Genomic DNA, 25,897 nt, shown 5'->3' on the forward strand with positions numbered 1-25,897 from the left:
TAAATAAAATGGAAAGGTCATGGCAGGTGGTTCACAGATAATTATCAATAAAGAGCTGAAAATCTGCATTTTTATAATATTAATTGCGATTATTATCATCATCTTTCTAGAAACTAAGGCAAGAATAACCATGCAAAAAGAACCGACTTTAAGTTTTTCGACTCTAGCTCATCAAGACATAGACCCTGAAATTCAAATCAATATAAGACTCATCAATAACATCAAAGAAAAGGGATCAAGTAAAAATAAATTGATTACACTGTTAAAAGATGGTGTTTTTTATCCCTTAAACAACACAAAAGACTTTCCAATGTATGAATTATTTATTAAACGAAATCATCAATTTGCCTATATTGCTAGTGAAAATATCTATTTCAGCGAGGATAATTCATCGATCAGAGCCAATAGTGACCGAAAAGGAATTATTTTTATCAATCCTACTATAGCTGATGACTCGATTACTCTTGAATATCATCAATATTATGAAGAAAAGCAGACTCAATATTCAAAACGTTTGAAACTATCTGATTCATATAAATATAACAGTCGAATGTTCAATCAACAAACGACACTAGATGATTTTGATCAGGTCAATATCTTAAAATAACTCAAGTCAATATCTTAAAAAAACCAAAGGCATTTAAATCAAATGCCCCCCAATTTTCCACAGCGATTACTTTCTAAAATTAGACAACAAAGTATTGGTAATCGACTTATTGTTCTCAACAACTCTCGTCTTTTTGGCCTTGGCGGAGTGGTCTTCTACCCGTTCGATTTTAGCGGCTTTCAACTTACCGTTATTTTCAACCACAATAAATTTAACTCGCTCGTTACGCTTTGGTTCTCCCTCAGCAAGCGGAAAATCAGAAATATGGAAGAAAATGTCCTGCTCAAGCCCACCAATAAATCCAAAGCCTCTTTCAGCATCGTATTGTTTAATTTTTCCTTGTTGGAATTCAGGCTTCATACATATTCCTCATCGCAGTACACAATCTGTGTATTATACCCTGATCTTGATCAATAGATAAAATACAGGCTATCTATCGACTAAACATAAAGAATATCCATAAAAAAGCCCGCTTTTCAGCAGGCTTTCAATAACACTTAAAATTTAATGGACATGCCCTGCGCCCACATTACCTTTCGGTTTAGGGCATAACCAAATAATTAACCCTGCAAAGATAAATACCATCGCAAAAATCAAAAACACATGATTGACTGAAAGTGTTAAAGCTTCCTTATCCACCAAGTTAGAAATCGTCCCCAAAGCCATTTCTGGGCTAAAACCACTATTGACCAAATTACGCTGGGTTTCTTCGACATGCATGGTTGAAACGATTTCGCTCCGTGCCAACTTGGTATGATCATCCCAAATCGTCACAGCCAGAGATGCACCTATCGCCCCTGCCATTGTTCGCATAAAGTTCATTAAACCCGCAGCAGAAGCTACTTCATCTGGGCGAACCACGCCCAAAGCAATACTGGACAAAGGAATAAAGAAGAATGGCACCGCAAAACCTTGAATAATCTGTGGCCAAGCCAATACCATAAAATCTGCATCAGTGGTCCAAAATGAACGCATCAAGGTCACGCCACCCAAAATCATCAAACCAAAACTCGACAATGCTCTTGGATCATATTTGGTTGCCATTTTCGCCACAATCGGTGACATCATCAAACTACCAAAGCCCATCGTTGCAGTGAGATAACCTGCCCAAGAAGCGGTATAGCCCAAGTTGATCTGTAACCATTGTGGAATCAATACAATACTGCCAAAGAATGCTGCAAAGGCGAAAGCCAGCGATATTGTAGCAATGGTAAAACCACGGTATCGGAAAATCTGTATGTTGACGATGGGATGTTTTTCATAATATTCCCAAATGAAAAAGGCAATAAATCCAACCACCAAAATCACAGCCAAAATACAAATAAAGGTATTATTGAACCAGTCCCGTTCATGCCCTAAATCTAGCATGAGCTGCAATGCACCAATCCAGATAATCAGCAAAGTTAAGCCAATGGTATCAATAGGTAATTTTGCAATCGGGGTTTCTGCTGTTTTCATCAAACGCATGACACCCAAAGCACAGATTACACCTACAGGAATATTGATAAAGAAAATCCAATGCCAAGACCAATTATCACTGATCGTTCCACCCAGAATTGGACCTAAAATTGGACCAACCACTGTGGTCATTGCCCACATACCCATTGCTTGCGAATGCTTTTCAGGCGGAAAAATACGCATGAGCAGCGTTTGGCTCAATGGCATGATTGGACCACCAAATAAGCCTTGCCCAATACGACAGATCACCAGCATTGCCAAACTATTGGATAAACCACACAGAATGGAAAATGTGGTGAAACCGATCAAACTGATGGTAAATACCCGAACAGCACCAAAGCGCCCAGCCAACCAGCCTGTTAAAGGTACACAGATGGCTTCAGCAACAGCATAAGAAGTGATGACCCAAGTTCCCTGTGAACTTGAAACCGCTAAACTTCCCGTAATATGTGGTACAGAAACATTGGCAATGGTCATGTCCAACACGACCATAAAATTGGCAAGTGCTAAAAAGAATGCAGCGAGGAGTAAACGTCCGCCTTTCAGCTCATTTTGAAATGTTGCTGTATTCATAAGCGATTACTTCGCTGATGAGGTATCGACCTCAGCATTCATGGACAACCCCACACGTAATGGGTGTTCAGCCAATTCTTTAGGATCAAGTTTGATACGTACTGGTAAACGCTGCACCACCTTAATCCAGTTACCTGTCGCATTTTGTGCAGGAATCAAAGCAAATGCAGAACCTGTGCCTCCAGAAAAGCCAATCACTGTGCCATGATATTCAACATCCTTACCATATAGATCAGAGGTTAAAGTTGCCTTTTGACCGACTTTGACATTCTTTAACTGGCTTTCTTTAAAGTTTGCATCGACATACAGATCAGCTATTGGCACGATTTTCATTAAACTTGCACCAGGCGCCACACGTTGCCCAATTTGAATGCTACGACGGGCAACAATTCCGTCTAGCGGTGCTTTAATTTCAGTCCGTTGTAAATCTAAAAGCGCTTGATCAAGTTTTGCTTGAGCTACCAATACATCAGGTGTTGAACTTTGTGAGGTACCACGAATTAATGCTTCATTGGCATCTAAGTTACTTTGCGCTGCTTTTCGTTTTGATTCAGTTTGGGCAAGCGCCGCTTTTGCGACATCAACACTAGCTTTAGCATTATTTAAAGCACTTTGTGCTTTGCTAAATTCTTCCTTCGATATTGCACCTGTTGCACTTAATTGCTGACGGCGAGCAAATTCTTGTTGCGCTTGCTGATATGCGACTTCGGCTTGTGCTACTTGTGCTTTAGCACTATTAATATCGTCTGTACTTACCAAAATTTGCGAGGACAATGAACTGCTATTTGCAGAACTTTGTGTATATTGGCGCTTTGCCTTAGTTAAGGCTGCTTCGGCTTCGGCAACCGCAATTTTAGCATCACGATTATCAATAATTGCCAATACATCGCCTTTTTTCACTTGCTGCGTATCACTCACTAAAACTTCAGCCACCTGACCACTGACCATTGAAGTAATTTCAGCAGTTTCAGCACCAACATAGGCATTGTCTGTTTCCACAGTATTGCTAAACACTAAAGCCCAAATTGCATATAGAATTGCTGCTGCGACAACAATAATGGCAAAAATCTTCAGCATTTTTTTACGTTTTTGTTTGGCTTCCAAATCCGCTTGCGCTTCATTTTCATCGTTTGGAGAGGCATTCGTCGTTTGCGCTTCAGTCATCGCATATTCCTAGCTTACTTGGACTTGTCAAAACATCAGTGCATTTTAAGGATATAAACTGAACATCAGCTTAATCACTTTTTTGGGAGTTCTGCGTGATGGTTGAATAAGTCAACTTCTTAAAATTGTGGTGCTCAATTTTACAGGCAAAAATCATATTATGAGAATAAAAATATTACTCTAAAGTTTATCTTTATAAAATAGATCAATCTTAGGGTCTATTGATATTTCATAAATGGCTTGCGTTGTAGGTTAAAATTGAGCAGGCAAGGCATGAAATAAAGAGAATAGCGATACTATTTTCGAATTTCATAACGCAGGCTGAGATAATTTTAGCCACAACCCTTCGGGACTATTGTGTTTTTTGCCGCTACGTCGTTACGAACTACTTATTTAGAATGACTAAATTTCGTACTCCGCGCCTAGTATCGACTAAAAAACGCACACAGTCGCAAGCATAGACGAACTGTCAATAGACCCTGTGCTATTCATATTTTTTTAAAACCAAATAAGCCATCAAAATATGCTTTCCGATGGCTTATATTGACATAAACAATACAAAAGTGTACTGCCTAGTACACTTTGTCAGCGTGATCAATAGGCATACGATGCGATTGCAGTTGCGATCGCCTTACCTTCATTGTTGACCATGGTCATACGCATCGTACAACCCTTACGTCCCATTCTTAAGGTTTCAGCTTTTGCGATAAAATATTCACCACGACCAGGCGCGAGATAATCGACACGCATATCCACAGTTGCAAGTCGAGAAACTTTTTTGAGCGTATCTGGAAGCTGGTCTGGTTCGGCTCGTTTATACAACTCACCCATTGCAACAATCCCGCCAATACTGTCTAACAGTGTCGCAGCAACACCGCCATGCAGGATTTGAAATGCAACATTGCCAATCAGATAAGGCTTCATTTCGATATACCCTTCAATTTCATCATTTACCACACGCATTTGCATGTTGTTATGCGAAAAATAAGGTGAACCATTAAACGCTTTGGTCAACTGGTTAAGGACGACATTTAGATCTGCTTTTGCACCTAAATGTAAGTTACCAGTCCACTTCTTTTGTGATTCGCTCTGCGCAGAATCAGTTTTAGGAGAATCACTCATCATCATTTCGAAACCAATAATGAGAAAAAACTTCAGCTTTTTCCCAAAAAAAATATGAAAGGGCTACAATATGTGCCTAGTTTAATACTGAACATCGAGATTGTTATGACTTATACGTTCAATCGTCCTGCTTTCCCAGCCACTCGTATGCGCCGTATCCGTAAAAACGACAAACTTCGAGCGATGGTGAGAGAAACACAACTTACGGCAGACCATCTCATTTACCCAGTATTTGTACTTCCAGGGCAAAACCAGTCCCAAGATGTACCCAGTATGCCAAATGTTCAGCGCTTATCGGCAGATTTATTGCTAAAAAAAGCTGAAACACTATTAGAACTTGGCGTATCAAAACTTGCCCTATTTCCAGTTACACCACAAGAAGACAAAAGTTTAACAGCTGAAGCGGCATGGCATGAAGACGGATTAGTTCAAAATACTTTACGTCTTTTGAAAAAAGAACTTCCGGAAATGGTACTGATTACTGATGGTGCATTAGATCCATATACCACGCATGGTCAGGATGGCATTATTGATGATACTGGTTATGTGTTGAATGATGAAACTGTGCAATGTCTCATTAAACAAGCTTTAAGTCATGCTGAGGCAGGTGCTGATGTCATTGCACCAAGCGACATGATGGATGGACGGATTGGAGCTATCCGCCAAGCTTTAGAAAGTAATAATTTTATCTATACCAATATCATGGCGTATTCTGCAAAGTATGCTTCAAGTTTCTATGGTCCATTTCGTGATGCAGTAGGTTCATCATCCAACCTCAAAGGTGGTAATAAATACAATTACCAAATGGATGTCGGCAATCGTGCAGAAGCATTGCATGAAATTGCGCTCGATATTCAAGAAGGTGCTGATATGGTGATCGTTAAACCTGGTATGCCATATTTGGATGTAGTCCGTGAAGTCAAAGATACGTTCGGTGTGCCAACCTTCGTTTATCAAGTCAGTGGTGAATATGCCATGCTTGCTGCTGCGATTCAAAATGGTTGGTTATCTGAGAGTGTGATTATGGAGTCGTTGATGTGCTTCCGTCGTGCTGGTGCAGATGGTATCTGGACCTATTATGCGGAAGATGCAGCACGTCAATTAAAACAGATGAAGTAAATTCTCACGCTGCTATAGATGATACCTATGGATGTCATCCCCTATTGTCTTCAATAGGACTACATTTTAAATGTAAATTTTTTTGCGATGGATGGACTCACGTATGGGTCGCAAAAAAATGTTTAACAATGAAGCGCAATGCGCTTTGAATTGGTTTGATCTACTGTTGTTAACACAGTAGATCAAACCAAAAGTTAATCGAGTGATCAAAATCATTTTACGATGATGCCATCGTACAGAAATATAGGTTGAACTCTCGTTCATTCAAATTTATTTACTTTTACAGAATACACCATGCATATTGCCATTATCGGTGCTGGAGTAAGTGGCTTACTCAGTGCACTTGAACTTATTGAACAAGGCTGTAAAGTCACCCTATTCGATCAACAACATGCTGGACAAGCCGCTTCTTGGGCAGGCGGTGGTATTCTGTCTCCGATGTACCCTTGGCGCTATCCACAAGAAGTCAACCATTTGGCTCAATATGGCAAGCAACTTTACCAAGATTGGAATCGAAAACTATTCCCTAAAACAGGTATAGACTTTGAAATTCATGAAACTGGCATGTTGATCTTCGACGAAGCAGATTTTGAGATTGGACTCAATTATAAAGACCAATACCAAGAACCCATGCAACATTGTGAATATTTATCCAGAGAAAAACTTAAACAAGTTAATCCACAAATTTCTGAACAATTTCAACATGCGATCTACTTTCCACAGTTAGCCAATGTACGCAACCCTCGACTACTCAAATCACTGATCAGCTATCTAAAACAACATCCTTTGGTTGATATCCGTGAAAACACATGGATTGAGAAATTTAATATTCAAAATCAACAGATTCAATCTGTTCAAACTGCAAATGGGCAAAACTTTTCAGCTGATCATTTTGTGATTGCAACAGGTGCTTGGTCTAATTGTTGGAGTGAACAGTTGCAGTTAACGATTCCTGTTAATCCTGTTCAAGGTCAGATGATGTTGTTTAAAACTCCTGAAAACTGGCTTCCAACCATGTGCATGAACAATGTCATGTATCTGATTCCACGTACAGATGGACATATCGTATGCGGTTCGAGTATGAATCATATTGGCTTTGATCATCGCCCTAGTATCTCTGTACAACAAAGCATTTATAAAGCGTGTATTGAAATGGTGCCTGAATTGGTCAATTTTCCAATTGTGAAGCAATGGGCTGGCTTGCGCCCAAGCTCGCCAACAGGCATTCCTTATATTGGAAAAATGCCAGAGCTCAATAATTTATGGGCGAACTTTGGACATTATCGTAATGGCTTATGTATGGGACCAGCCTCAGCTCAACTGCTTAGACAATTGATTTTAAAACAGGAAACGTTTGTAGATGCCAACGCCTATTCAACCGAACGGTTGAAGCAAAATATTGTATCAAGAGTCGTCTCTTAATTTTGCAGAAAATATTTTCTGATTGTGAAGAGAAAGATCCGTGATATCTTTCTCTCATCTGAAGAGATCATTTACCAATAATTTTCAACAGCAATATTGCCTTCACCACGGCGGTTCATGGTTAAACCACGGGCTTTAAGCGCCGCTTTGGTATCATCGACCATCTGTGGATTACCGCACAACATGACATGTGTGGTTTCGACATTAAAGTGTAAATCAGCAGCTTTTTCCAACTCACCATTTTCAATCAATATCGGTAAGCGATCATGCAAGGCTGCGTGTGGGTCTCGTGTAATAATAGGAATAAATTTAAACCCTGTATGCCCTTCACCAAATTGCTCTGCGATCTCTTGGATACGATCCACATAGGCCAATTCAGATGCGGTTCTTACGCTATATACCAAATTGATTTTTTTGTATTTTGACCATGTTTCAAAGTCTTGTAACATCGAAATAAATGGCGCCAATCCCGTACCTGTTGCCAGTAACCACAAGTCTTGCGGAAGTGGTAATTGATAACGTGCCAAAGTTAAGAATCCGTATGGAATCTTTTCCAAATACAGTTCATCACCCACTTTAAGATGTTGTAAATTTGATGTGAATGCACCATCGGGGACAACAATTGAAAAAAATTCCAGTGTTTCATCAAAAGGCGAGGAAACCACGGAATATGCCCTTACCACCAAATCATCACCGACTTTTAAACCGATTCGAGCGAATTGCCCTGCGGTGAATTTAAAATGAGCAGGTCGAGTCATGGTGAAACTAAAAAGCGTATTCGTCCAACGATGAACAGATAAGACCTTTTCTATGCTAAATTTTTCAATTGACATAATTTCTTCGTGGCATGAAACATAGTGCTCATGGTAGCATGCCTATATAATGTATGAATATTAAAATGTTAAGGCTCTACTTATGCGAATGACTTTACGCCAACTGGCTGTGTTTGTTGCTGTCGCTCAGGAAGGTACCGTAACCAAAGCAAGTGATGCAGTTCGGTTAACTCAAAGTGCAGCAAGTATGGCTTTGGCAGACTTAGAGGATGGTTTGGGTGCTCCTCTGTTTGACCGTTTAGGGAAACGACTACAATTAAATGATTTAGGACGATTTCTATTGCCACAAGCTTTAGAAATCTTAGGTCGCTGTGAAGCTTTTGAACAAGCCGCCAAAGGTGAATTGCAAAGTATTGACTTACGTATTGGTGCCACACTGACCATTAGTGATTACTTAATGCCTGATTTAATGGCGGATTTCCTACAAATTCAACCCCAAGCTCATTTACAGCTTCAAGTCGGTAATACACGCCAGATGATCGAAGCAGTTAATCAGTTTCAACTTGATTTGGCTTTAATCGAAGGCTCTTGTTTCTTACCTCAATTGCAATGTATACATTGGCGTGATGATGAGCTTGCCGTGTGCTGTTCACCTAGTCACCCTCTTGCCAACTTACATCGTGAACTCAGACAATCTGATTTCCAACATGTAGAATGGATTTTACGTGAGGAAGGCTCTGGAACACGTGAAGTATTTGATAATGCGATTCTTAAAGACCTTCAAGATGCCAATATCCGCTTAACATTGGGTCATAACGAAGCCATCTTAAAAATAGTCGCTGGTGGCTTAGGTATGTCGTGTATCTCTAAATTGGCTATTCAACCCTTACTGGATAAGGGACAATTGGTGATTCTAAATACTCCTTTCTGGCAACTGGCTCGTCCATTGTTTATGTTAGTACACCGTCAGAAATACCAAGGTCCTGGCTTAAGAGCCTTCATGAAGTTTTGTGAAAGTAAATAAATTTAAAGCTCCACTTGGAGCTTTTCTTTTTGCTTTTTGAATGGGTTAATGCCTAAATTGGCGTTCACATGGTTGACCATCATGATCACCGTCCATTTGAGTATTTGGACAATTCCGAATAAAAAACAATGCTTCTTCGTAGGAATTCATCTGACTGCAATGGGTTCTTCCATCACAACGATATGGTGATGTATTTGTGGAAGCCACTGCAGGAGTATTTGCAGTCATGGCTACAGCAGGCGCATTTTGTACACGCAATACCTCATTTTTTCCATTTAAAGCATTTTCAGATTTTTCACTAAATTTTACAGGTTTTACATAACCTACTTCTTTTCGCTGTTGCGCTACAATTTGTTTCTGTTGTTGTTCAAACAATTCAAATTTTGCCAGTTGATCTTTTTGATAACTTTGATATTGGGTCCAAGCCGCAAAACTAAAATAAACCAATCCAAAAACCATCACCAAAATTACAAAAGAAATAAAACCGAATTTACGACTATCCGTTTGACTTGCCCTTAAAATATTTCTTTGTTTATCGATATCCACCTTTTTACTTTTAAGATCATTGCTCATCGCCACATCTAAACGGATCATTTGATGTGCTTTAAACGTACCTTTATCATTGATCACAACGTATTTGATGGTTTCACCCTTTTTAGGCTGTCCCCCTTCTTTTGGAAAATCGGCAATATAAAACGCCACGGTTTGTGCAGAGTGGTGATCTAATAAAAGCCCATATCCTTTATCATCGTGATACTCAATGATTTGCCCCAAATAAAACATAGCATTTCTCTTATAAATACTTATGAATCACAATATATTTTACTCATTTCAGAGACTTAGCGCGAGTATGCCTCGCGTTTCTGCTGTTTGATTGCATCTTTTTGTTGCTGTTGATATTGTTGTAACTTCATTACACTTTCAATTTTGTACTGCTTATAACGATCCATGGCATACATAACACAATTTACACCGATAAATAAAATAATGCCAATAATGACTATCCAAGGATTCAACCGTATAGCTGGTTCAGAAGCTGTTTTCTTCTTCGGCTGCTTACGTTTAGAATAAAAGAATTGAATTTTAATATTTTGAAAAAATTGCTGTAACACATTCAAATGCATATTTTTTTCAAGAATTCTATGTTCAACTGGATGCGTTAAAACTACAGTTTGCGTCTGAAGATCAACAACAGCTTCATGCTTGCTATCTCCCAAGTGCTGTTGCTTTTCATGGACAATCGCTCTTTCCTCACTCTCACTTTCGCATTGCAGGCTTATATTTTTTTGAGCAGCACGATTGTCCATTTGAATTCGGGCTAAAGATGGTTCAGTTTTCGAGATTTGAACAGTATCGAATAGTGCTATTGCAGAAATTGCTTCTGCTGTATCTTTGCCTGCATTAGCAAGGTTTGGATCTGTCAATAATGATTTGTCTTCGACTTGATACGATAGTGTTGGCGCGTAATCTTGTAGTTGTTTGTCTTGACTGGGCTGTTCTTGAGTCTTATTTTCTGGACTACATATGTCTTGTACAACAACATCCAGTTTTATGTCTTCACTCATTTGCATCGTTTGGGCTTGCAACGCAGGTCTTGTCAATGATTGAACATTGTCTGGTAATTGCTCATCCTCAATCACTCTTCTTTTCTTATGTGCCTTTCGTGCTTTTCTTACATTCTCATAGACATTTTCTTCATATAAATGCTGAATGGGTAAAGATCGGTTTGGGTCAGTGACATAGTTTTTATGATCTAGACGTACGATAAATTTAGCTAAAACTTCTCCATTTTGTTCCAGCACAACACACTTAATCCGCTCTCCAAGTTGTGGGAGAACAGTTTGGTTTGAAAAATCTTCTAATTTAAAAACAACTTGTTGATGATCGTTTTTTAATTCTATTAAGCCCTTAGCAGATTTTTCATCATAAAAAATGACTATCCCCTTACGAAACATTTTTTTCTCATTTATTAGAATAAAAAAAGGAGGCCCCTATCGCCTCCTTTGATCATACTAAATTTTAATCTTTTTGCACACTACCAAAAATTTTATCACCTGCATCACCTAAGCCCGGTACGATGTAGCCATTTTCGTTTAAGCCTTGATCAATAGAGGCAGTAAAAATCGTTACATCAGGATGTGCAGCTTCAACACGTTTAATCCCTTCTGGTGCAGCAACAAGCACCATTACACGGATATCTTTACAACCACTGGCTTTTAATACATCAATTGCAGCAACTAAAGACGAACCTGTTGCCAGCATTGGATCAATAATCATGGCTAAACGATTCTGAACATCTGGAACTAATTTTTTATAATAGGTACGTGCTTCCAAAGTTTCTTCATCACGCTCTAGCCCTAATACTGAAACTTTAGCACTTGGAATGAGGTTCAAGAAGCCATCGAGCATGCCAATACCCGCACGTAAAATCGGCACAACCGTAATTTTTTTACCTGCAATACGATCTACACTTACCTTCCCATTCCAGCCATCAATCTCGTGATCACATACTGGTAAATCTTTAGTCGCTTCATAAGTCAAAAGCATAGTCACTTCTTGAGCAAGCTCACGAAAGTTCTTGGTACTTATATCAGCACGGCGTAATAGACCAAGTTTATGACGGATAAGCGGATGACGGATTTCTTGAATTGACACAGGAGATTACCTAAAAGGATAAAAGTAAATTTCCGCTATTATAATTGTTTTTTATATAAGAGATAAGAAAAGCCCTCAACAAATGAGGGCTTTTTTTGTTAATAACTTACTTTCATCAGATTATTGCAAAATGATATGCAAAGGCGCAACGATTTGAGCACCATGTGCCAAAGCGATAATCGGATCTGGGTAAACACCAAATACCAGTACCAATAAGGCAGCAAGAAGAACCATGATACCGCCTGCTTTTTGCCCCCAATGCTTATCAGCATCAATACGTGGTGTATCCGGTGGTGTCATATACAAAACGATCATGACACGTAAGTAATAGTACAAACCAATACCACTACCAATGATGATCATTGCCGCATAGAACCAGTGTTGTTGAGACACAGTGGTCATCACTAACATGAACTTACCAATGAAACCAGCAGTCAATGGAATCCCTGCTAGAGATAACATCATGACTGTTAAAGTTGCAGTAAGCACAGGGCGACGCCAGAACAAACCACGATAATCCGCAAGTGACTCAGCTTCATCAACATTATTGTATGGACTAGACATCAAGGCAACCACACCGAAAGCACCGATGGTTGTGATGACATAAGTAAATACATATACACCAACAGATGTCAGGCTAAGGAATGAAGCACTCACTAAACCAAGAAGCAGATAACCAAAATGAGCGATTGATGAATACGCTAAAATACGCTTCAAGTTGACTTGACGCACTGCAAGTAAGTTACCTGCAAGGATTGAAAGAACTGCAATAACGACGATAACCGTCTGAATTGATTCAATGCCAATCACGCCTGAAGATAATAAATAACGGACCAACAATCCGATCATTGCAATTTTTGAAACTGTTGCAAGGAACGTCGCAATCGGTGCAGGTGCACCTTGATAAACATCTGGTGTCCATTTATGGAATGGCGCAAGAGAAAGTTTAAATGCCACAGCTGCAATAATCAGCCCCAAACCAATAATGACCATTGGTGTTTCGATCAGTTGGTGATATTGCCCAAGTGCCGATTGGATTGCCATGATCAGTTCTGGATTTTGAGTTTTACTCAATTTCCAGAACAAATCATCAATTTGACCTGCAAAAGACAGAGAACCGACTGCTGAATAGACATAAGCCATTCCCATCAACAACATGGCAGAAGCTGTCGCAGAAAGTACAAGATACTTCACACCTGCTTCGAGCGATTTTCCACGTTGATAGGTATATGCCAATAAGCCATATATAGGAATAGACATCAATTCAAGGCTGATAAAGAACGATGCAAAATGAGAACTTGCAACCATCAACATTGCACCTGAAACTGAAATCAGCATAAGCAGGTACAATTCTTCACGGTTGTCTTTATAAGTTTCAATATATGCATGTGACAATGTGCAGCAAGCCAATGCGGCAATTAAAATCATCACTTGGTAGAACAATGTAAATGGATCAACCATAAACATGTTCATGACCGGTCCTGGGACAAATGCCTTACCAAACAAAGTAAGTAATATATTTGCCAAAGCAAGGTTTAAACCAATCACCGAAACAGTTGCAATCAGATTGTGATTACGTTTAATCGCAATCAGAATCATCACCACTATCGCTGTCAATGCAACAATAAAAACTGGTGCTAAAGGCATGAGATCCGAAAATGACATAGTGAAGTTCATGACTATTGGATCTCCACATTTTGTTGAGATACAACTTGTTGAGCTGTATCGACAATTTCTTGAACTGGAATATAGCTATTTGCTAACCACGCCATACTTGAGTTTGAAATATCAAGGAATGTTTGTGGATGTACACCTAACCAAAGTAAGCCAAGTGCGCAGACCAATAAAATCACAGTTTCACGTGTATTTAAGTCTTTTAACGGGCTTTCATAATGTGGCTTCTGTGCTTCATTCGGTGTACCAAATAATGCTTTATGAATCAGAATTAGACCATAAAGACCAGCAAAGACTAAGCTAATCGCAGCAATAATTGTAAATGTTGGGAACTTGGCAAATGAACCCATAAGGATCAGGAATTCACCGATAAAGTTACCTAGACCTGGGATACCCACAAGTGCTGATACAAAGAACATTAAGAAGAATGGTAGATACTGGAATTGACCACGAATACCACCCATCAAACGTAAATCACGTGTATGTAAGCGCTCATAGACCTGACCACACATAATGAATAATGCAGCAGATGACAAGCCATGTGCCAACATCATGATCATTAAGCCTTGGAATGTCAGGATATTACCTGCATAAAGTGCAAGTAATACGAAGCCCATGTGTGAAATAGAAGTATACGCCAACAAACGTTTCATATCCGTTTGCTGGAAAGCACACCAAGCACCGTAGAAAATACCAATCAAACCGAAAATAATTGCAATATCAGCAAACTGTGCAGATGCTGCTGGGAAGAAAGGCATTACAAAACGAAGTAAACCGTATGCAGCAGTTTTAATCAAAATACCAGCTAAGTCTACAGAACCTGCGGTTGGCGCTTGCGCATGGGCATCCGGTAACCAGCCATGCAATGGGAAGACTGGAAGTTTTACGGCAAAACCAATAAACAAACAGATCATCAATGCATAAGCATAACCAGCTGTACTAGGATTAGCGTCTAATGCATTTGCAACACTCATCAAGTGCGTATAGCCAAACCCGATTCGACCATCCGTGTTATAACCAATGATCACTAGCCCCAATATACCAACAAGCATGATGAGACCCGCGACTTGGGTATAAATAAAGAACTTGGTTGCTGCGTAAACACGTGATTTACCATCTGCACCTTTATGACCCCAAAGTGCGATCAAGAAGTAGATAGGAACCAGCATCATCTCCCAGAAGAAGAAGAATAAGAACATATCAATTGCAAGGAAAACCCCGATTACCCCACCCAATGACCATAAAAGGTTTAAGTGGAAGAAACCAACATTCTTTTGAATTTCGCCCCATGAACAGCCAACAGCAAGTACACCTAGTAATGCTGTTAAACCGACCATAAGAAGCGAAAGACCATCGACCGCTAAGTGAATGTTAATACCCAGTGTTTTAATCCAAGGGACATAGAACTCAGCTGCCCAAGTCGGCGCTTGACCGCCTAAAGCATAATCAAATCCACCTTGTTTCCACAAAATAACGGTTAAGCCCAAAGTAATGAGCATTCCCACTAATGCGATATAACGAGGCAAATGTTTATCAAGTTTATCGACTAACCAACACGCGAAACCTGCAATAAAAGGTACAAGAATCAGTGCGGGTAAAATCCAATTGTTTGTGATTTCCATCTTATTTCCCCACTACCTGAATCACGATCAAGATCATCAGCAATACCACTACACCGAGTGACATACTTGATGCATATTCACGTAATGAACCTGTTTGACGGGTACTTGTAAATTTATTACCACCTTTTACGATTGCAGGTAAGACAAGCCATAAGCCATCAATTGGATCACGACCTAAGATTTTCGCAATAAGCAAATAAGGTTGAACGAATACAAGGTTATATAAAGAATCGAAACCAAATGCATTACGGCAAATATTCGCAAGCCCAGCACCAAATGAAGTTGCTGCAAAGCCTTTAACCGCTTTATAAGCAAATGCAAATAATACAACACCTACTGCTAAACCAGCCAATGCGATACCTACAGCAAGGTGTTCTGCACCATGCATACCTTCTTCAACTGCTTTTGATACTTCAAATGCAGGAATATGAGCAGCATTTAAAACATTCATCACTGGCGCTTTTAAGAAATAAGCCAAACCAGTTGAAAGAACAGCCAAGATACCTAAAGGCGCCCAATATGTCGCACCTTTGATTTCGTGATAATGTGTTTTTTCTTCACCGAAGAATACCACCCAGATTAAACGGAAAGTATAAATCGAAGTCAGGAATGCACCAGCAACACCAACCCAATATAATGAGCCATACAGTGCTACAGATTGACCTTGCGCCCAAACAGCACCCAAGATTGCATCCTTAGAGAAGAAGCCGATCGTAATAAATGGAATTGCAGCAAGTGCACCACCACCTATTGCAAAACAAGCGAATAAGAATTTGTTTTTGTAGAACAAGCCACCCATCTTGAAGATGTTTTGCTCGTGATGGTAAGCCAGAATCACTGCACCTGAAGACAAGAATAATAATGCCTTAAAGAATGCGTGTGAAAGCATATGGAACAGACCAGCTTGGTATGCTTCAGCACCTACAGCCATAAACATATAACCTAACTGACTCATTGTAGAGTAAGCCAAAATACGTTTGATGTCCGTTTGCACCAAGGCAGCAAAACCTGCAACGAGCAATGTCACTGCACCAGTAATCGAAATGAACTGCATTACTTCTGGTGTCATTTCAAACACAGAGAACATACGGCAGCACAAGTAAACACCTGCTGTAACCATTGTTGCAGCATGGATCAATGCAGATACTGGTGTAGGACCAGCCATTGCATCTGCCAACCACGTTTGTAATGGGATTTGTGCAGATTTACCCGCAGCACCCAAGAACAACATCAACGATGTCCAAAGTGCAAGGTTGTGATCAAGGGCTAAAACTTGTGAAGCATTGGCAACGATCGTTCCAATATGCAAAGTACCAAATTGTTGGTAAAGCAAGAACAATGCGATCAGTAAGAATACATCACCCACACGAGTCACTGTAAATGCTTTGATTGCAGCAAAACCGTTTGCAGGATTTTGATAGTAATAACCAATCAACAGGTAAGAACACAGACCTACGCCTTCCCAACCTAAGAATAACAACGCTAAGTTGTCACCCAAAACCAACACCAACATGCTGGCAACGAATAAGTTGAAATATGAGAAGAAACGAGCAAAGTCTTCTTCACCACGCATATACCAAGTTGCAAAGATATGGATCAAGAAACCCACACCAGTGATCATGCCCATCATCAATAATGATAAGCCATCAAGATGCAAACTTACGCCTGGCGCAAAACCACCCACATTAAACCAAGTCCACAAATGCTGTGCTTGAGCAACTGAACCCTGTTTTACAAAGTCCATGCCTGCAAGCAATGCAAATAATGCTGAAAGACCAACAGAACCTGCACCAATAATGGCTGCTACATTTTCAGGAAGTTTATTACGCCCTGCCGCTAAAAGGACAAAACCAATGAGCGGAAATAAAATTGTTAAATATAAATAGCTCATCCGCGCATCTCACTAGCAGCATCTACATCCAGATGATGGAAGCGATGGTAGAACTGAAGGACGATCGCAAGACCGATACACGCCTCTGCCGCAGCAAGAGTAAGGATCAAAATAAACATAATTTGACCATCAGGTTGTGCCCATGCACTTCCTGCCACAACGAATGCCAATGCGGCTGCATTCATCATGATCTCAAGGCTCATCAACATAAATAATAAATTGCGTCGCACCATTACACCGTAAAAACCCAGTGCAAAAAGAATAGATGCAACGATCAAACCATGTTCTAAAGGAATGTTGCCCATTACTGTTTATCCTCTTCTGCACTTGGTTCACGTTTGCCTAAGTGGAATGCTGCAACCAAGGCTGCAAGCAATAACATCGCGGCAACTTCAACCAATAATAAATAGTGGGTAAAGAGTGCTTGACCAACAACTTTAGGACCAATGACTTGAGTTCCAAGTACAGCACCCTGCTGTACATGATCTGAACCCAATACCCAAACTAAACATAAGCCCATTAAAAAGCTCATGAGTGCTGGATAAGCCCAAGCATCTGAAGTCAACCATTTACGTTCTTGGTCAACTGTATGCTGACCAAGATTGAGCATCATCACAACGAATACGAACAACACCATGATCGCACCGGCATAAACAATCACTTCAAGTGCAGCTGCAAATGGTGCACCAATCGTCAAGAACATACCTGCAACTGCAAGTAATGAAACGATCAAACTTAATAAAGCATGTACAGGATTCGCGTTAGTCACAACACGAACCGTAGAAACAATGGCCACAAGAGCCATTAAATAAAATGGCCACATCATGGTAATAAGCTCCGTACATCTACAGGCGCGCTTTCACGCTGCGCTTGACCTTTTTCTTTACCATCAATCGTCATACCAGTCACACGGTAGAAATTGTAGTCAGGATATTTTCCTGGACCTGAAATGAGTAAGTTTTCTTTCTCATACACAAGATCTTGACGTACATATTCACCAAGCTCAAAGTCTGGTGTTAACTGAATTGCAGTTGTTGGACATGCTTCTTCACACATACCGCAGAAAATGCAGCGTGAGAAGTTAATACGGAAGAATTCTGGATACCAACGTCCATCTTCTTTTTCAGCTTTCTGTAATGAAATACAGCCAACAGGACATGCAACCGCACATAAGTTACACGCAACACAACGTTCTTCACCGTCTGGGTCACGTGTTAGTACGATACGACCACGGTAACGTGGAGGTACGATTTGCTCGGCTGGAACTTCTGGATATAAAATCGTATCGCGTTTGCGTGTGACATGGCTAAACACCATCCACAACGAACGAACAATTGATCCTACGCCAGCTAGAATTTTATACATTTTGTACTCCCTGCTGTCCTAGGCTTGATTCATCAGAATCACAGCACCAGTCACCAAAAGGTTGACCAATGCAAGTGGTAAACACACTTTCCAACCAAAATTCATCACTTGGTCATAACGTGGACGCATTAAAGAACCACGAGCCAAGACAAACATCATTACAAAGAATGCTGTTTTCGCAATGAACCAGAACGCATCTGGAATGAATGGAATATTTAAATTAAATGGTGCTAACCAACCGCCGAAGAATAAAGTCACGATCAGTGCTGAAATCAGGATGATGTTGACGTATTCAGCAACGAAGAACATCCCCCATTTCATACCACCATACTCAACGTGGTAACCCTCTGCCAACTCTTGCTCAGCTTCTGGTTGGTCAAATGGGTGACGATGTGTTACTGCAACACCAGCAACCACAAAGATCATGAAACCAATGAATTGTGGAACCACAAACCATACATCACGTTGTGCTTCTACGATTTCACGCAAATTGAATGAACCAGCAATCGCAACCACACCCATCAATGAAATCCCTAAGAAGACTTCATAAGAAATGGTTTGTGCTGCTGAACGTAGACCACCAAGCAATGCATATTTGTTGTTTGAAGCCCAACCACCAAATAACACAGCATAAACAGCGATACCTGCCATTGCCATAAAGAACAATAAGCCAATGCTCATATCTGCAACACCTAAATAAGGTGAAACAGGAATGACCATAAATGACAGTACCGCAGTTGCCATCGCAACTGCTGGTGCTAAACGGAAAGTCAGTTTATCAACGAACTTAGGCGTCCAGTCTTCTTTAAACATGATTTTAAGCATGTCAGCAACGATCTGGAACATCCCGCCCGGACCTACACGGTTCGGACCATAACGGTCTTGCCATAAACCAAGCAAACGACGCTCAATAAAAGACATCAATGCTGCAAGCAAAACCACAACCAACAAAATCACAATCGCTTGAATGACCGAATAAGCAATCGGCCAGTCTTGTGCCCAAGTCGGTAGGGCGCGTAAAGATTCATTCATGATTACACTCCCACCGTTACAGATACAGGTTCAGCAAGTGAAACGGTTGGAGCTTGTCCAACTGGATAACCGATATAACCTGTTGGTAAATACTCAATCACATGCACAGGAAGGCTGATTGTCGTTTCACCAGCTTGGACGATCAGTTGTTGACCATCTTGAACATTCAAACGTGCTGCATCTTGTTCACCTACAGCAAAAGCAGCTTCTGGAATACGTGACTCCATCGCTGGTGTTTTTACTGTAAATTCACCAGAAGCAAAAATATGATGCATTGGAACAAGACGGAAACTGTCTGGATTGTTTACAACTGCACTTGGCGCAACATAGCTACGAGCAGGACGTTTCACTAAACGATCAAATAAACGAACACCAGAATCACCACCTTTCAGGTGCCCCCCTACTTCGTCTTGGTATTTATTCCAAGCTTGTGGAGAGTTCCAACCCGGTGCCCATGCAAATGGTACCAATGACGATGCATTTTGTGGTCCAACATAACCTTCCATTGAGAATGTTAATGCGGTATCGACATCGACAGGTTGTTTCGGCTCATGTACGTTCAACGGTGCACGGATTGCAGTACGACCTGAGTAACGACGTGGTTCACGGGCAATTTTCAAACCATGAACACGATAGCCTGCATCAGGCGCAACATCTTGAATCGCTTCCAATGCTGGAACATTTTTCACAACAGATTCAATCACATCATCCAACAAGGTCCATGAAATCGCTTTACCTTGCACACCTGTTTCAATGGCATGCAACCAGCGCCATGATTCTTTAATGGCATACTCTGGTTTGTAGTAACTTGGATCATAAACTTGGTAGAAACGTTGTGCACGTCCCTCTTGACTGACCACCGTACCATCGCCTTCAGCGAAGCTTGCAGCAGAAAGAACCACATCTGCAGCATTTACAGTTTCAGTTTCAGAGTGATCAAGCACAATCACACTTTGCGCTTTGGCTAATGCAGCTTCTACTTGAGTTGCTGGTAAGCGACGGAATAGATCATTTTCAACAATAATGATTGAATCATAATCTTGTGCAAATGCTTGCTCTAAGCTTAAACCACCGAACAGTGCCAAGCCCATTGAGTTCACTTCAGGAACCGTCAATGTTAAACCTGCATTTTCACCTAGATTCTGCGCAACCTGTGCAGCAGCTTCCATGATGGCAGCATCTTGTAAGCTTGTTCCAGAGATGATTAATGGCTTTTTCGCAGCTTTTAATGTATCCGCAACAGTTTGAGCAAATGCTTTCGCATCGTCATCTAAACCAAGAATTGCCTCACCTTTTACAGCAGCAGCAACAGCAAAACCTAAACGTGCAATGTCGTTTGGAGAAGCAACAACTTCACCCGCAGCCACATCAGCTAAACGTGTTTGTGTCGCAGCCAAGATATAAATCGGAGAATTTTCATCCTGACCAATACGTTTTACTGGTTCAGCCAACCAATCTTGAGTACGGCGGTCTGCTGCCATTTGTTTGGCTTTGTTTTTCGCAGCTTGGCGAACTGACAATGCCATACGCGGTGCTGTTTGAGTAAGATCTTCACCGAGAATCAAGACAGCATCATAGCTTTCAATCTCACGCATACCTGGGTTATAAACACCCTCAGCCTGCATAATCGATGCAGCCAACTCAACCAAGTTTTGCTCTTTTTGAGACATCCCTGTTGAGTAGTTTTGCTGACCCACCAACTCACGCAATGCGTAGTTTGATTCTAATGATGCACGTGGTGAACCAATACCCAAGACTTTTTTGCTCTGAACATTTGCGATCACTGTATCAAGTGCTGTATCTACAGAAACGATTTCAACATCTGCACCATTACGGAACTGTGGCTGACGTGGACGATCTTCACGGTTCACATAACCTGTACCGAAACGACCTTTATCGCACAAGAAGTATTGGTTAACTTCACCGTTGAAACGGTTTTCTACACGACGTAATTCACCATAACGTTCACCCGGTGAAATGTTACAACCTGAAGAACAGCCTTGGCATACGCTTGGCGCATACTGCATGTCCCATTTACGGTTATAGCGTGCCGAATGTGTTTTATCGGTAAACACACCTGTTGGACAAACTTCAGTCAAGTTACCAGAGAATTCAGACTCTAAAGTTCCTGATTCTGGACGACCAAAGTAAACACGTGATGCATTGGCATAAACACCAAAATCTGTACCACCTGCATAATCGTTATAGTAACGAACACAACGATAACATGCGATACAACGGTTCATTTCATGTGCAATGAAAGAACCTAACTCTTGGTTATGGTGTGTACGTTTAGTAAAGCGATAGCGACGACGGTCGTGTTGTGTCATCACAGTCATATCTTGAAGATGACAATGACCACCTTCTTCACAGACTGGACAGTCGTGTGGATGGTTGGTCATTAAGAATTCCACGATAGACTCACGGAAATCTTTTGCTTCTTTGTCTTCAATCGAAATATAGGTATTGTCAGATGCAGGAGTCATACATGACATTACTAAGCGACCACGAGTATCTTCTGGATTCGCATATTGAGTAACAGCACATTGACGGCAAGAACCGACAGAACCTAAAGCTGGATGCCAACAAAAATATGGGATGTCGATGCCAAGACTCAAACATGCTTGTAGCAGGTTTTCCGAGCCATTGACTTCGTACGATTTTCCATCGACATGAATTGTAGCCATAGTCGAATTCCTTAAACTTGTTCTACGTGGCTGGCTTGGGCTACAGGACGATCTGTCACTTTAGCTTCAAACTCGCTACGGAAATATTTGAGTGCACCCATCAATGGTTCCATCGCACCTGGTGCGTGAGCACAGAATGTTTTACCAATCCATAACTTACGAGTCAGTTCTTGAAGATGTTGAATGTCTTCCATCTTCCCTTCGCCCTTCTCAATAGCGACAAGTGCTTTCACTGCCCAAGGTAAACCATCACGGCATGGTGTACAGAAACCACATGATTCACGTGCAAAGAATTCTTCTAAGTTACGGGTCGCAGAAACCATACATTGGGTTTCATCAACCACCATTAACAAACATGTCCCTAGACGAGAACCTGCTTTCATAATGCTTTCTGAATCCATTGGAAGATCAATGTGCTCAGCAGCCAAGAAATCCGTTGATGCACCACCCGGCAACCATGCTTTAAGCTTAAGACCATCACGCATACCGCCAGCATAGTCTTCAATCACTTCACGTGCAGTTGTACCGAATGGTAATTCCCATAACCCAGGGAAAGTAACTTTTCCTGATGCACCATAGATTTTAGTGCCTGGATCTTTAGATTTACCCGCAGACAAACCGATATACCACTCAGGACCACGCAACATAATTGCAGGCAAGTTGTTATAGGTTTCAACGTTATTCACAATCGTAGGACGACCCCATGCGCCTGCAACTTGCGGGAATGGAGGTTTAGTACGTGGATTGGCACGGCGACCTTCGAGTGAGTTAATCAACGCAGTTTCTTCACCGCAGATATAACGACCCGCACCTGTATGTACATGGAGATCAAAGTTCCAACCTGTACCTAAGATGTTGTCACCCAAATAACCTTTAGCACGAACTTGCTCTAAAGCTTCATTTAAGTATTGAGCAGCTTCAATGTACTCACCACGAATGAAGATATAGCCTTGCGTAGCTTCAAGGGTATAACCTGCAATCAACATTCCTTCGATCAATTGATGTGGAAGTTTTTCCATCAACAAACGGTCTTTGAATGTACCCGGTTCCATCTCATCGGCATTACAGATCAGGTAACGAGGACCACCATCATTCGGTGCCATCAATGACCATTTAATCCCTGCTGGGAAACCTGCACCACCACGACCTTTTACAGTCGCTGCTTTGATGACTTCAAGAACATCTTTAGGTGGCATAGACAGCGCTTTTTTAAAGCCCGCATAGCCTTCTAAAGCTTCATAGTCATCAGCACTACGAACAAATTCCTGTTTACTCAAACGCCATGTTAATGGGTGAGTTTCAGGGTTTCCGTCGCCATATATTGGTCTTGGTTCGGTATTCATACATACTTCTCCAATAACTGTTTCACAGAAGTCACTTCAACCAAACCGTGAGTATCTTCATCAATCATTAAGGTTGGACCTTTGTCACAGTTCCCTAAACAACAGATCGGCAATAAAGTAAAACGACCATCAGCTGTCGTTTGACCAAATTGGATACCCAGTTCGCGTTGGAAAGCTTCTGCTAAAGTTTCCGCACCCATCAAGAAACATGCAATCGAATCACATAATAAAATTACGTGGCGACCCACAGGTTGACGGTAAATACGGTTATAGAATGTTGCAACACCTTCCAAATCCGCAGTTGTAATTGTCAATAATTGAGCAATTGCATGTAACTGCGCATCGTCTACCCAACCGTTACGGCGTTGTACACACTTTAAGGCATCCAAAGACGCTGCGCGTGGGTATGGGTAATGACCTATGTGATGTTCAATTTCATGGATTTCTTCACTGGTCAGAATCCCTTCAACATTCACACGTGGCTTTTTATCAGTCAAAATCATCATAATGCGTTTACCCCTTAGCGATCCACGTCAGCCATAACGACGTCAATTGTCGCTAAATAAATGATCAAGTCAGATACAAGACTGCCGTTAATCACGGAAGGAATTTGCTGCAAGTGGGTGAAAGTTGGTGTACGAATACGGGTACGATAGCTCATCGTTGACTTATCAGAAGTCAAGTAATAGTTAGACGCACCTTTTACCACTTCTGCCATTACAGACGCTTCACCAGCTGGCATTACAGGACCCCATGACACGCTCAAGAAGTGCGTAATCAAAGTTTCAATATCTTGTAAAGTCTTATCTTTTGGTGGTGGAACTGCCAATGGATGATCCGCTTTATAAGGACCCGAAGGCATATTATCCAAACACTGTTTGATGATTTTCAATGACTCTTCAATTTCACGATAGTGAACCATCACACGTGCATAAGCATCGCCTTCGTACTCCAATGGCACTTCAAAATCGTAATTTTCATAGCCACTATAAGGACGATATTTACGCACATCAAAGTCAATACCTGTTGCACGTAAACCAGTACCTGTTACACCCCATGCCAATGCCGATTTTGCATCGTATTGCGCAACATTGCGGGTACGACCAACAAAGACAGAGTTTTTAAGCGCCGCAGTATGATATTCCTTCAAACGTTTTGGCATCCATTCGAGAATTTCGCGAATCAGTTTCTGCCAGTTGTTTGGAAGATCATGTGCTGTACCACCAATACGGAACCAAGCTGGATGCATACGGAAACCTGTGATCGCTTCAATTGCGTCATAGATTTTTTGACGGTCCGCGAACATATAGAATACAGGTGTCATACCACCCGCATCCTGAATCGCAGTACCGATATACAACAAGTGGTTATTGATACGGAATAATTCAGACATCATGACACGAATACATTGCGCACGGTCAGGAACAGTGATCCCTGCCATTTGCTCCACACCCATCACATAAGGCATGTTTTGCGCACAACCACCCAGGTAATCTACACGGTCAGTATAAGGAATGAATGAATGCCAAGTTTGACGTTCAGCCATCTTTTCCACACCACGGTGGTGATAACCGATATCAGGCACACAGTCTTTTACTTCTTCACCGTCTAACTGCAAAATAACACGGAATGCACCATGAGCAGATGGATGGTTTGGACCCAAGTTCAAGAACATGAAGTCTTCATCTGCGTTACCGCGTTTTAGCCCCCAATCTTCTGGAACAAAACGAAGATGTTCTTGCTCGAAATCTTGTTTGGCTTTGTCTTGCATATACGGCGTATATTCCGTCGCACGTGCAGAATATTCTTTACGTAACGGATGACCTTCCCAATACGTTGGCAACAAAATACGACGGAGCATCGGATGCCCTTCGAAATTGATCCCAAACATATCGTATGCTTCACGCTCGTACCAGTTAGCATTCGGCCAAATGTTGGTTGCTGTTGGAATGTTAATATCATTCTCATTCAACGCCACTTTAATACGAATATCACTATTGCGTTCCAATGAAAGCAAGTGATAGAACACAGTGAAGTCTGATGCAGGTAAACCATCACGGTGAGTACGCAAACGCTCATCTACCGCAGATAAGTCAAACAGCATCACATAAGGACGTGGCACTGTACGCAGGTACATTAAAACTTCTTGTACACGTGCGCGCTCAACCCAGACCGTTGGAAAATCTTCAAACGTCGGTTGCACGTAAAAGTTCTCACCAAATTTGGCTTTGAGATCTTCTACAATCGCAAATGCTGGGCGGGAATCAACTGGAGTTGATTCTGGCATAGCAATTTCAGTTTCAGCCATTGGCTTGGCTTCCTATTTAATACAAATTCTGTGAAATTTTCTGATGATCATACCCTTC

Annotated in this window: 23 protein-coding genes; 4 read left to right on the forward strand and 19 right to left on the reverse strand. The window is 41.1% G+C overall.

From position 1 onward, the window contains the following. Positions 1–19: 19 nt before the first annotated feature. The gene (locus F938_RS08240; protein WP_005030872.1) at positions 20–607 is read left to right on the forward strand and encodes a hypothetical protein; all 588 of its coding nucleotides are present in this window, start codon (positions 20–22) and stop codon (positions 605–607) included. A 66-nt stretch (positions 608–673) separates the two neighbouring features. Here the strand turns inward: F938_RS08240 and F938_RS08245 are convergent, their stop codons facing one another. The 4 genes from F938_RS08245 to F938_RS08260 form a co-directional block, all read right to left on the reverse strand. After that, the gene (locus F938_RS08245; RefSeq protein ID WP_005030874.1) at positions 674–967 is read right to left on the reverse strand and encodes a cold-shock protein; all 294 of its coding nucleotides are present in this window, start codon (positions 965–967) and stop codon (positions 674–676) included. Between the two features lie 144 nt (positions 968–1,111). Continuing rightward, positions 1,112–2,638, reverse strand: a complete 1,527-nt coding sequence (locus F938_RS08250; RefSeq protein WP_005030875.1) for a DHA2 family efflux MFS transporter permease subunit — start codon at positions 2,636–2,638, stop codon at positions 1,112–1,114. Positions 2,639–2,644: 6 nt separating this feature from the next. Next, on the reverse strand, positions 2,645–3,802 hold the full coding sequence (locus F938_RS08255; protein ID WP_004827975.1) for an HlyD family secretion protein: 1,158 nt from the start codon (positions 3,800–3,802) through the stop codon (positions 2,645–2,647). 594 nt (positions 3,803–4,396) lie between these two features. Continuing rightward, a complete protein-coding gene (locus F938_RS08260; RefSeq protein ID WP_004827972.1) occupies positions 4,397–4,930 on the reverse strand; it encodes a thioesterase family protein in 534 nt (177 codons plus the stop codon). Between the two features lie 99 nt (positions 4,931–5,029). Here F938_RS08260 and hemB point away from each other — a divergent pair, with 99 nt between their 5' ends. Next, positions 5,030–6,043: a porphobilinogen synthase gene (gene hemB / locus F938_RS08265; protein ID WP_004827970.1), complete on the forward strand. Its 1,014-nt coding sequence runs from the start codon at positions 5,030–5,032 to the stop codon at positions 6,041–6,043. Between the two features lie 294 nt (positions 6,044–6,337). Continuing rightward, positions 6,338–7,465, forward strand: coding sequence for a glycine oxidase ThiO (thiO, locus tag F938_RS08270; RefSeq protein ID WP_005030876.1), 1,128 nt, complete (start codon positions 6,338–6,340; stop codon positions 7,463–7,465). 71 nt (positions 7,466–7,536) lie between these two features. Here thiO and F938_RS08275 read toward each other — a convergent pair whose 3' ends face one another. Continuing rightward, complete coding sequence (locus tag F938_RS08275) at positions 7,537–8,298, reverse strand: ferredoxin--NADP reductase (RefSeq protein WP_005030878.1); 762 nt, start codon at positions 8,296–8,298, stop codon at positions 7,537–7,539. Positions 8,299–8,380: 82 nt separating this feature from the next. On the opposite strand from F938_RS08275, the gene gigC reads away from it, so the two are divergent. Continuing rightward, on the forward strand, positions 8,381–9,262 hold the full coding sequence (gene gigC / locus F938_RS08280) for a LysR family transcriptional regulator GigC (RefSeq protein WP_004827965.1): 882 nt from the start codon (positions 8,381–8,383) through the stop codon (positions 9,260–9,262). A gap of 45 nt (positions 9,263–9,307) precedes the next feature. On the opposite strand, the gene F938_RS08285 is transcribed toward gigC, so the two are convergent. From F938_RS08285 to nuoC, 14 genes are all read right to left on the reverse strand, one after another. Further along, on the reverse strand, positions 9,308–10,045 hold the full coding sequence (locus F938_RS08285) for an excalibur calcium-binding domain-containing protein (protein WP_005030879.1): 738 nt from the start codon (positions 10,043–10,045) through the stop codon (positions 9,308–9,310). Positions 10,046–10,101: 56 nt separating this feature from the next. Then, on the reverse strand, positions 10,102–11,217 hold the full coding sequence (locus F938_RS08290) for a hypothetical protein (RefSeq protein WP_005030880.1): 1,116 nt from the start codon (positions 11,215–11,217) through the stop codon (positions 10,102–10,104). A gap of 64 nt (positions 11,218–11,281) precedes the next feature. Then, positions 11,282–11,917 (reverse strand): uracil phosphoribosyltransferase, encoded by a 636-nt coding sequence (upp, locus tag F938_RS08295; protein ID WP_004827961.1) that lies wholly within the window; start codon positions 11,915–11,917, stop codon positions 11,282–11,284. Between the two features lie 120 nt (positions 11,918–12,037). Next, on the reverse strand, positions 12,038–13,594 hold the full coding sequence (nuoN, locus tag F938_RS08300; RefSeq protein ID WP_005030881.1) for an NADH-quinone oxidoreductase subunit NuoN: 1,557 nt from the start codon (positions 13,592–13,594) through the stop codon (positions 12,038–12,040). 2 nt (positions 13,595–13,596) lie between these two features. Beyond that, on the reverse strand, positions 13,597–15,207 hold the full coding sequence (gene nuoM, locus F938_RS08305; RefSeq protein ID WP_171066810.1) for an NADH-quinone oxidoreductase subunit M: 1,611 nt from the start codon (positions 15,205–15,207) through the stop codon (positions 13,597–13,599). Between the two features lie 7 nt (positions 15,208–15,214). Next, a complete protein-coding gene (gene nuoL, locus F938_RS08310) occupies positions 15,215–17,104 on the reverse strand; it encodes an NADH-quinone oxidoreductase subunit L (RefSeq protein WP_004827954.1) in 1,890 nt (629 codons plus the stop codon). Then, positions 17,101–17,409, reverse strand: a complete 309-nt coding sequence (nuoK, locus tag F938_RS08315) for an NADH-quinone oxidoreductase subunit NuoK (RefSeq protein WP_004827952.1) — start codon at positions 17,407–17,409, stop codon at positions 17,101–17,103. The genes nuoL and nuoK overlap by 4 nt, the downstream gene beginning before the upstream one ends. Further along, positions 17,409–17,927, reverse strand: coding sequence for an NADH-quinone oxidoreductase subunit J (gene nuoJ, locus F938_RS08320; protein WP_171066809.1), 519 nt, complete (start codon positions 17,925–17,927; stop codon positions 17,409–17,411). Before nuoJ ends, nuoK begins: the two co-directional genes overlap by 1 nt. Beyond that, positions 17,927–18,469: an NADH-quinone oxidoreductase subunit NuoI gene (gene nuoI, locus F938_RS08325; protein ID WP_005030883.1), complete on the reverse strand. Its 543-nt coding sequence runs from the start codon at positions 18,467–18,469 to the stop codon at positions 17,927–17,929. Before nuoI ends, nuoJ begins: the two co-directional genes overlap by 1 nt. An 18-nt stretch (positions 18,470–18,487) precedes the next feature. Then, positions 18,488–19,501 carry an NADH-quinone oxidoreductase subunit NuoH gene (gene nuoH / locus F938_RS08330; RefSeq protein WP_004827946.1) on the reverse strand — a complete coding sequence of 338 codons (1,014 nt, stop codon included), beginning with the start codon at positions 19,499–19,501 and terminating at the stop codon, positions 18,488–18,490. A 2-nt stretch (positions 19,502–19,503) separates the two neighbouring features. After that, positions 19,504–22,188, reverse strand: coding sequence for an NADH-quinone oxidoreductase subunit NuoG (gene nuoG, locus F938_RS08335; RefSeq protein WP_005030884.1), 2,685 nt, complete (start codon positions 22,186–22,188; stop codon positions 19,504–19,506). An 11-nt stretch (positions 22,189–22,199) separates the two neighbouring features. Next, on the reverse strand, positions 22,200–23,531 hold the full coding sequence (gene nuoF, locus F938_RS08340) for an NADH-quinone oxidoreductase subunit NuoF (RefSeq protein WP_004827942.1): 1,332 nt from the start codon (positions 23,529–23,531) through the stop codon (positions 22,200–22,202). After that, positions 23,528–24,037 (reverse strand): NADH-quinone oxidoreductase subunit NuoE, encoded by a 510-nt coding sequence (gene nuoE / locus F938_RS08345; RefSeq protein ID WP_004827939.1) that lies wholly within the window; start codon positions 24,035–24,037, stop codon positions 23,528–23,530. Before nuoE ends, nuoF begins: the two co-directional genes overlap by 4 nt. Positions 24,038–24,051: 14 nt before the next feature. Continuing rightward, positions 24,052–25,839 carry an NADH-quinone oxidoreductase subunit C/D gene (gene nuoC, locus F938_RS08350; protein ID WP_004827938.1) on the reverse strand — a complete coding sequence of 596 codons (1,788 nt, stop codon included), beginning with the start codon at positions 25,837–25,839 and terminating at the stop codon, positions 24,052–24,054. Positions 25,840–25,897 lie beyond the last annotated feature (58 nt).

It is taken from the genome of Acinetobacter bereziniae LMG 1003 = CIP 70.12 (assembly GCF_000368925.1).
Taxonomy (GTDB): Bacteria; Pseudomonadota; Gammaproteobacteria; order Pseudomonadales; family Moraxellaceae; genus Acinetobacter; species Acinetobacter bereziniae.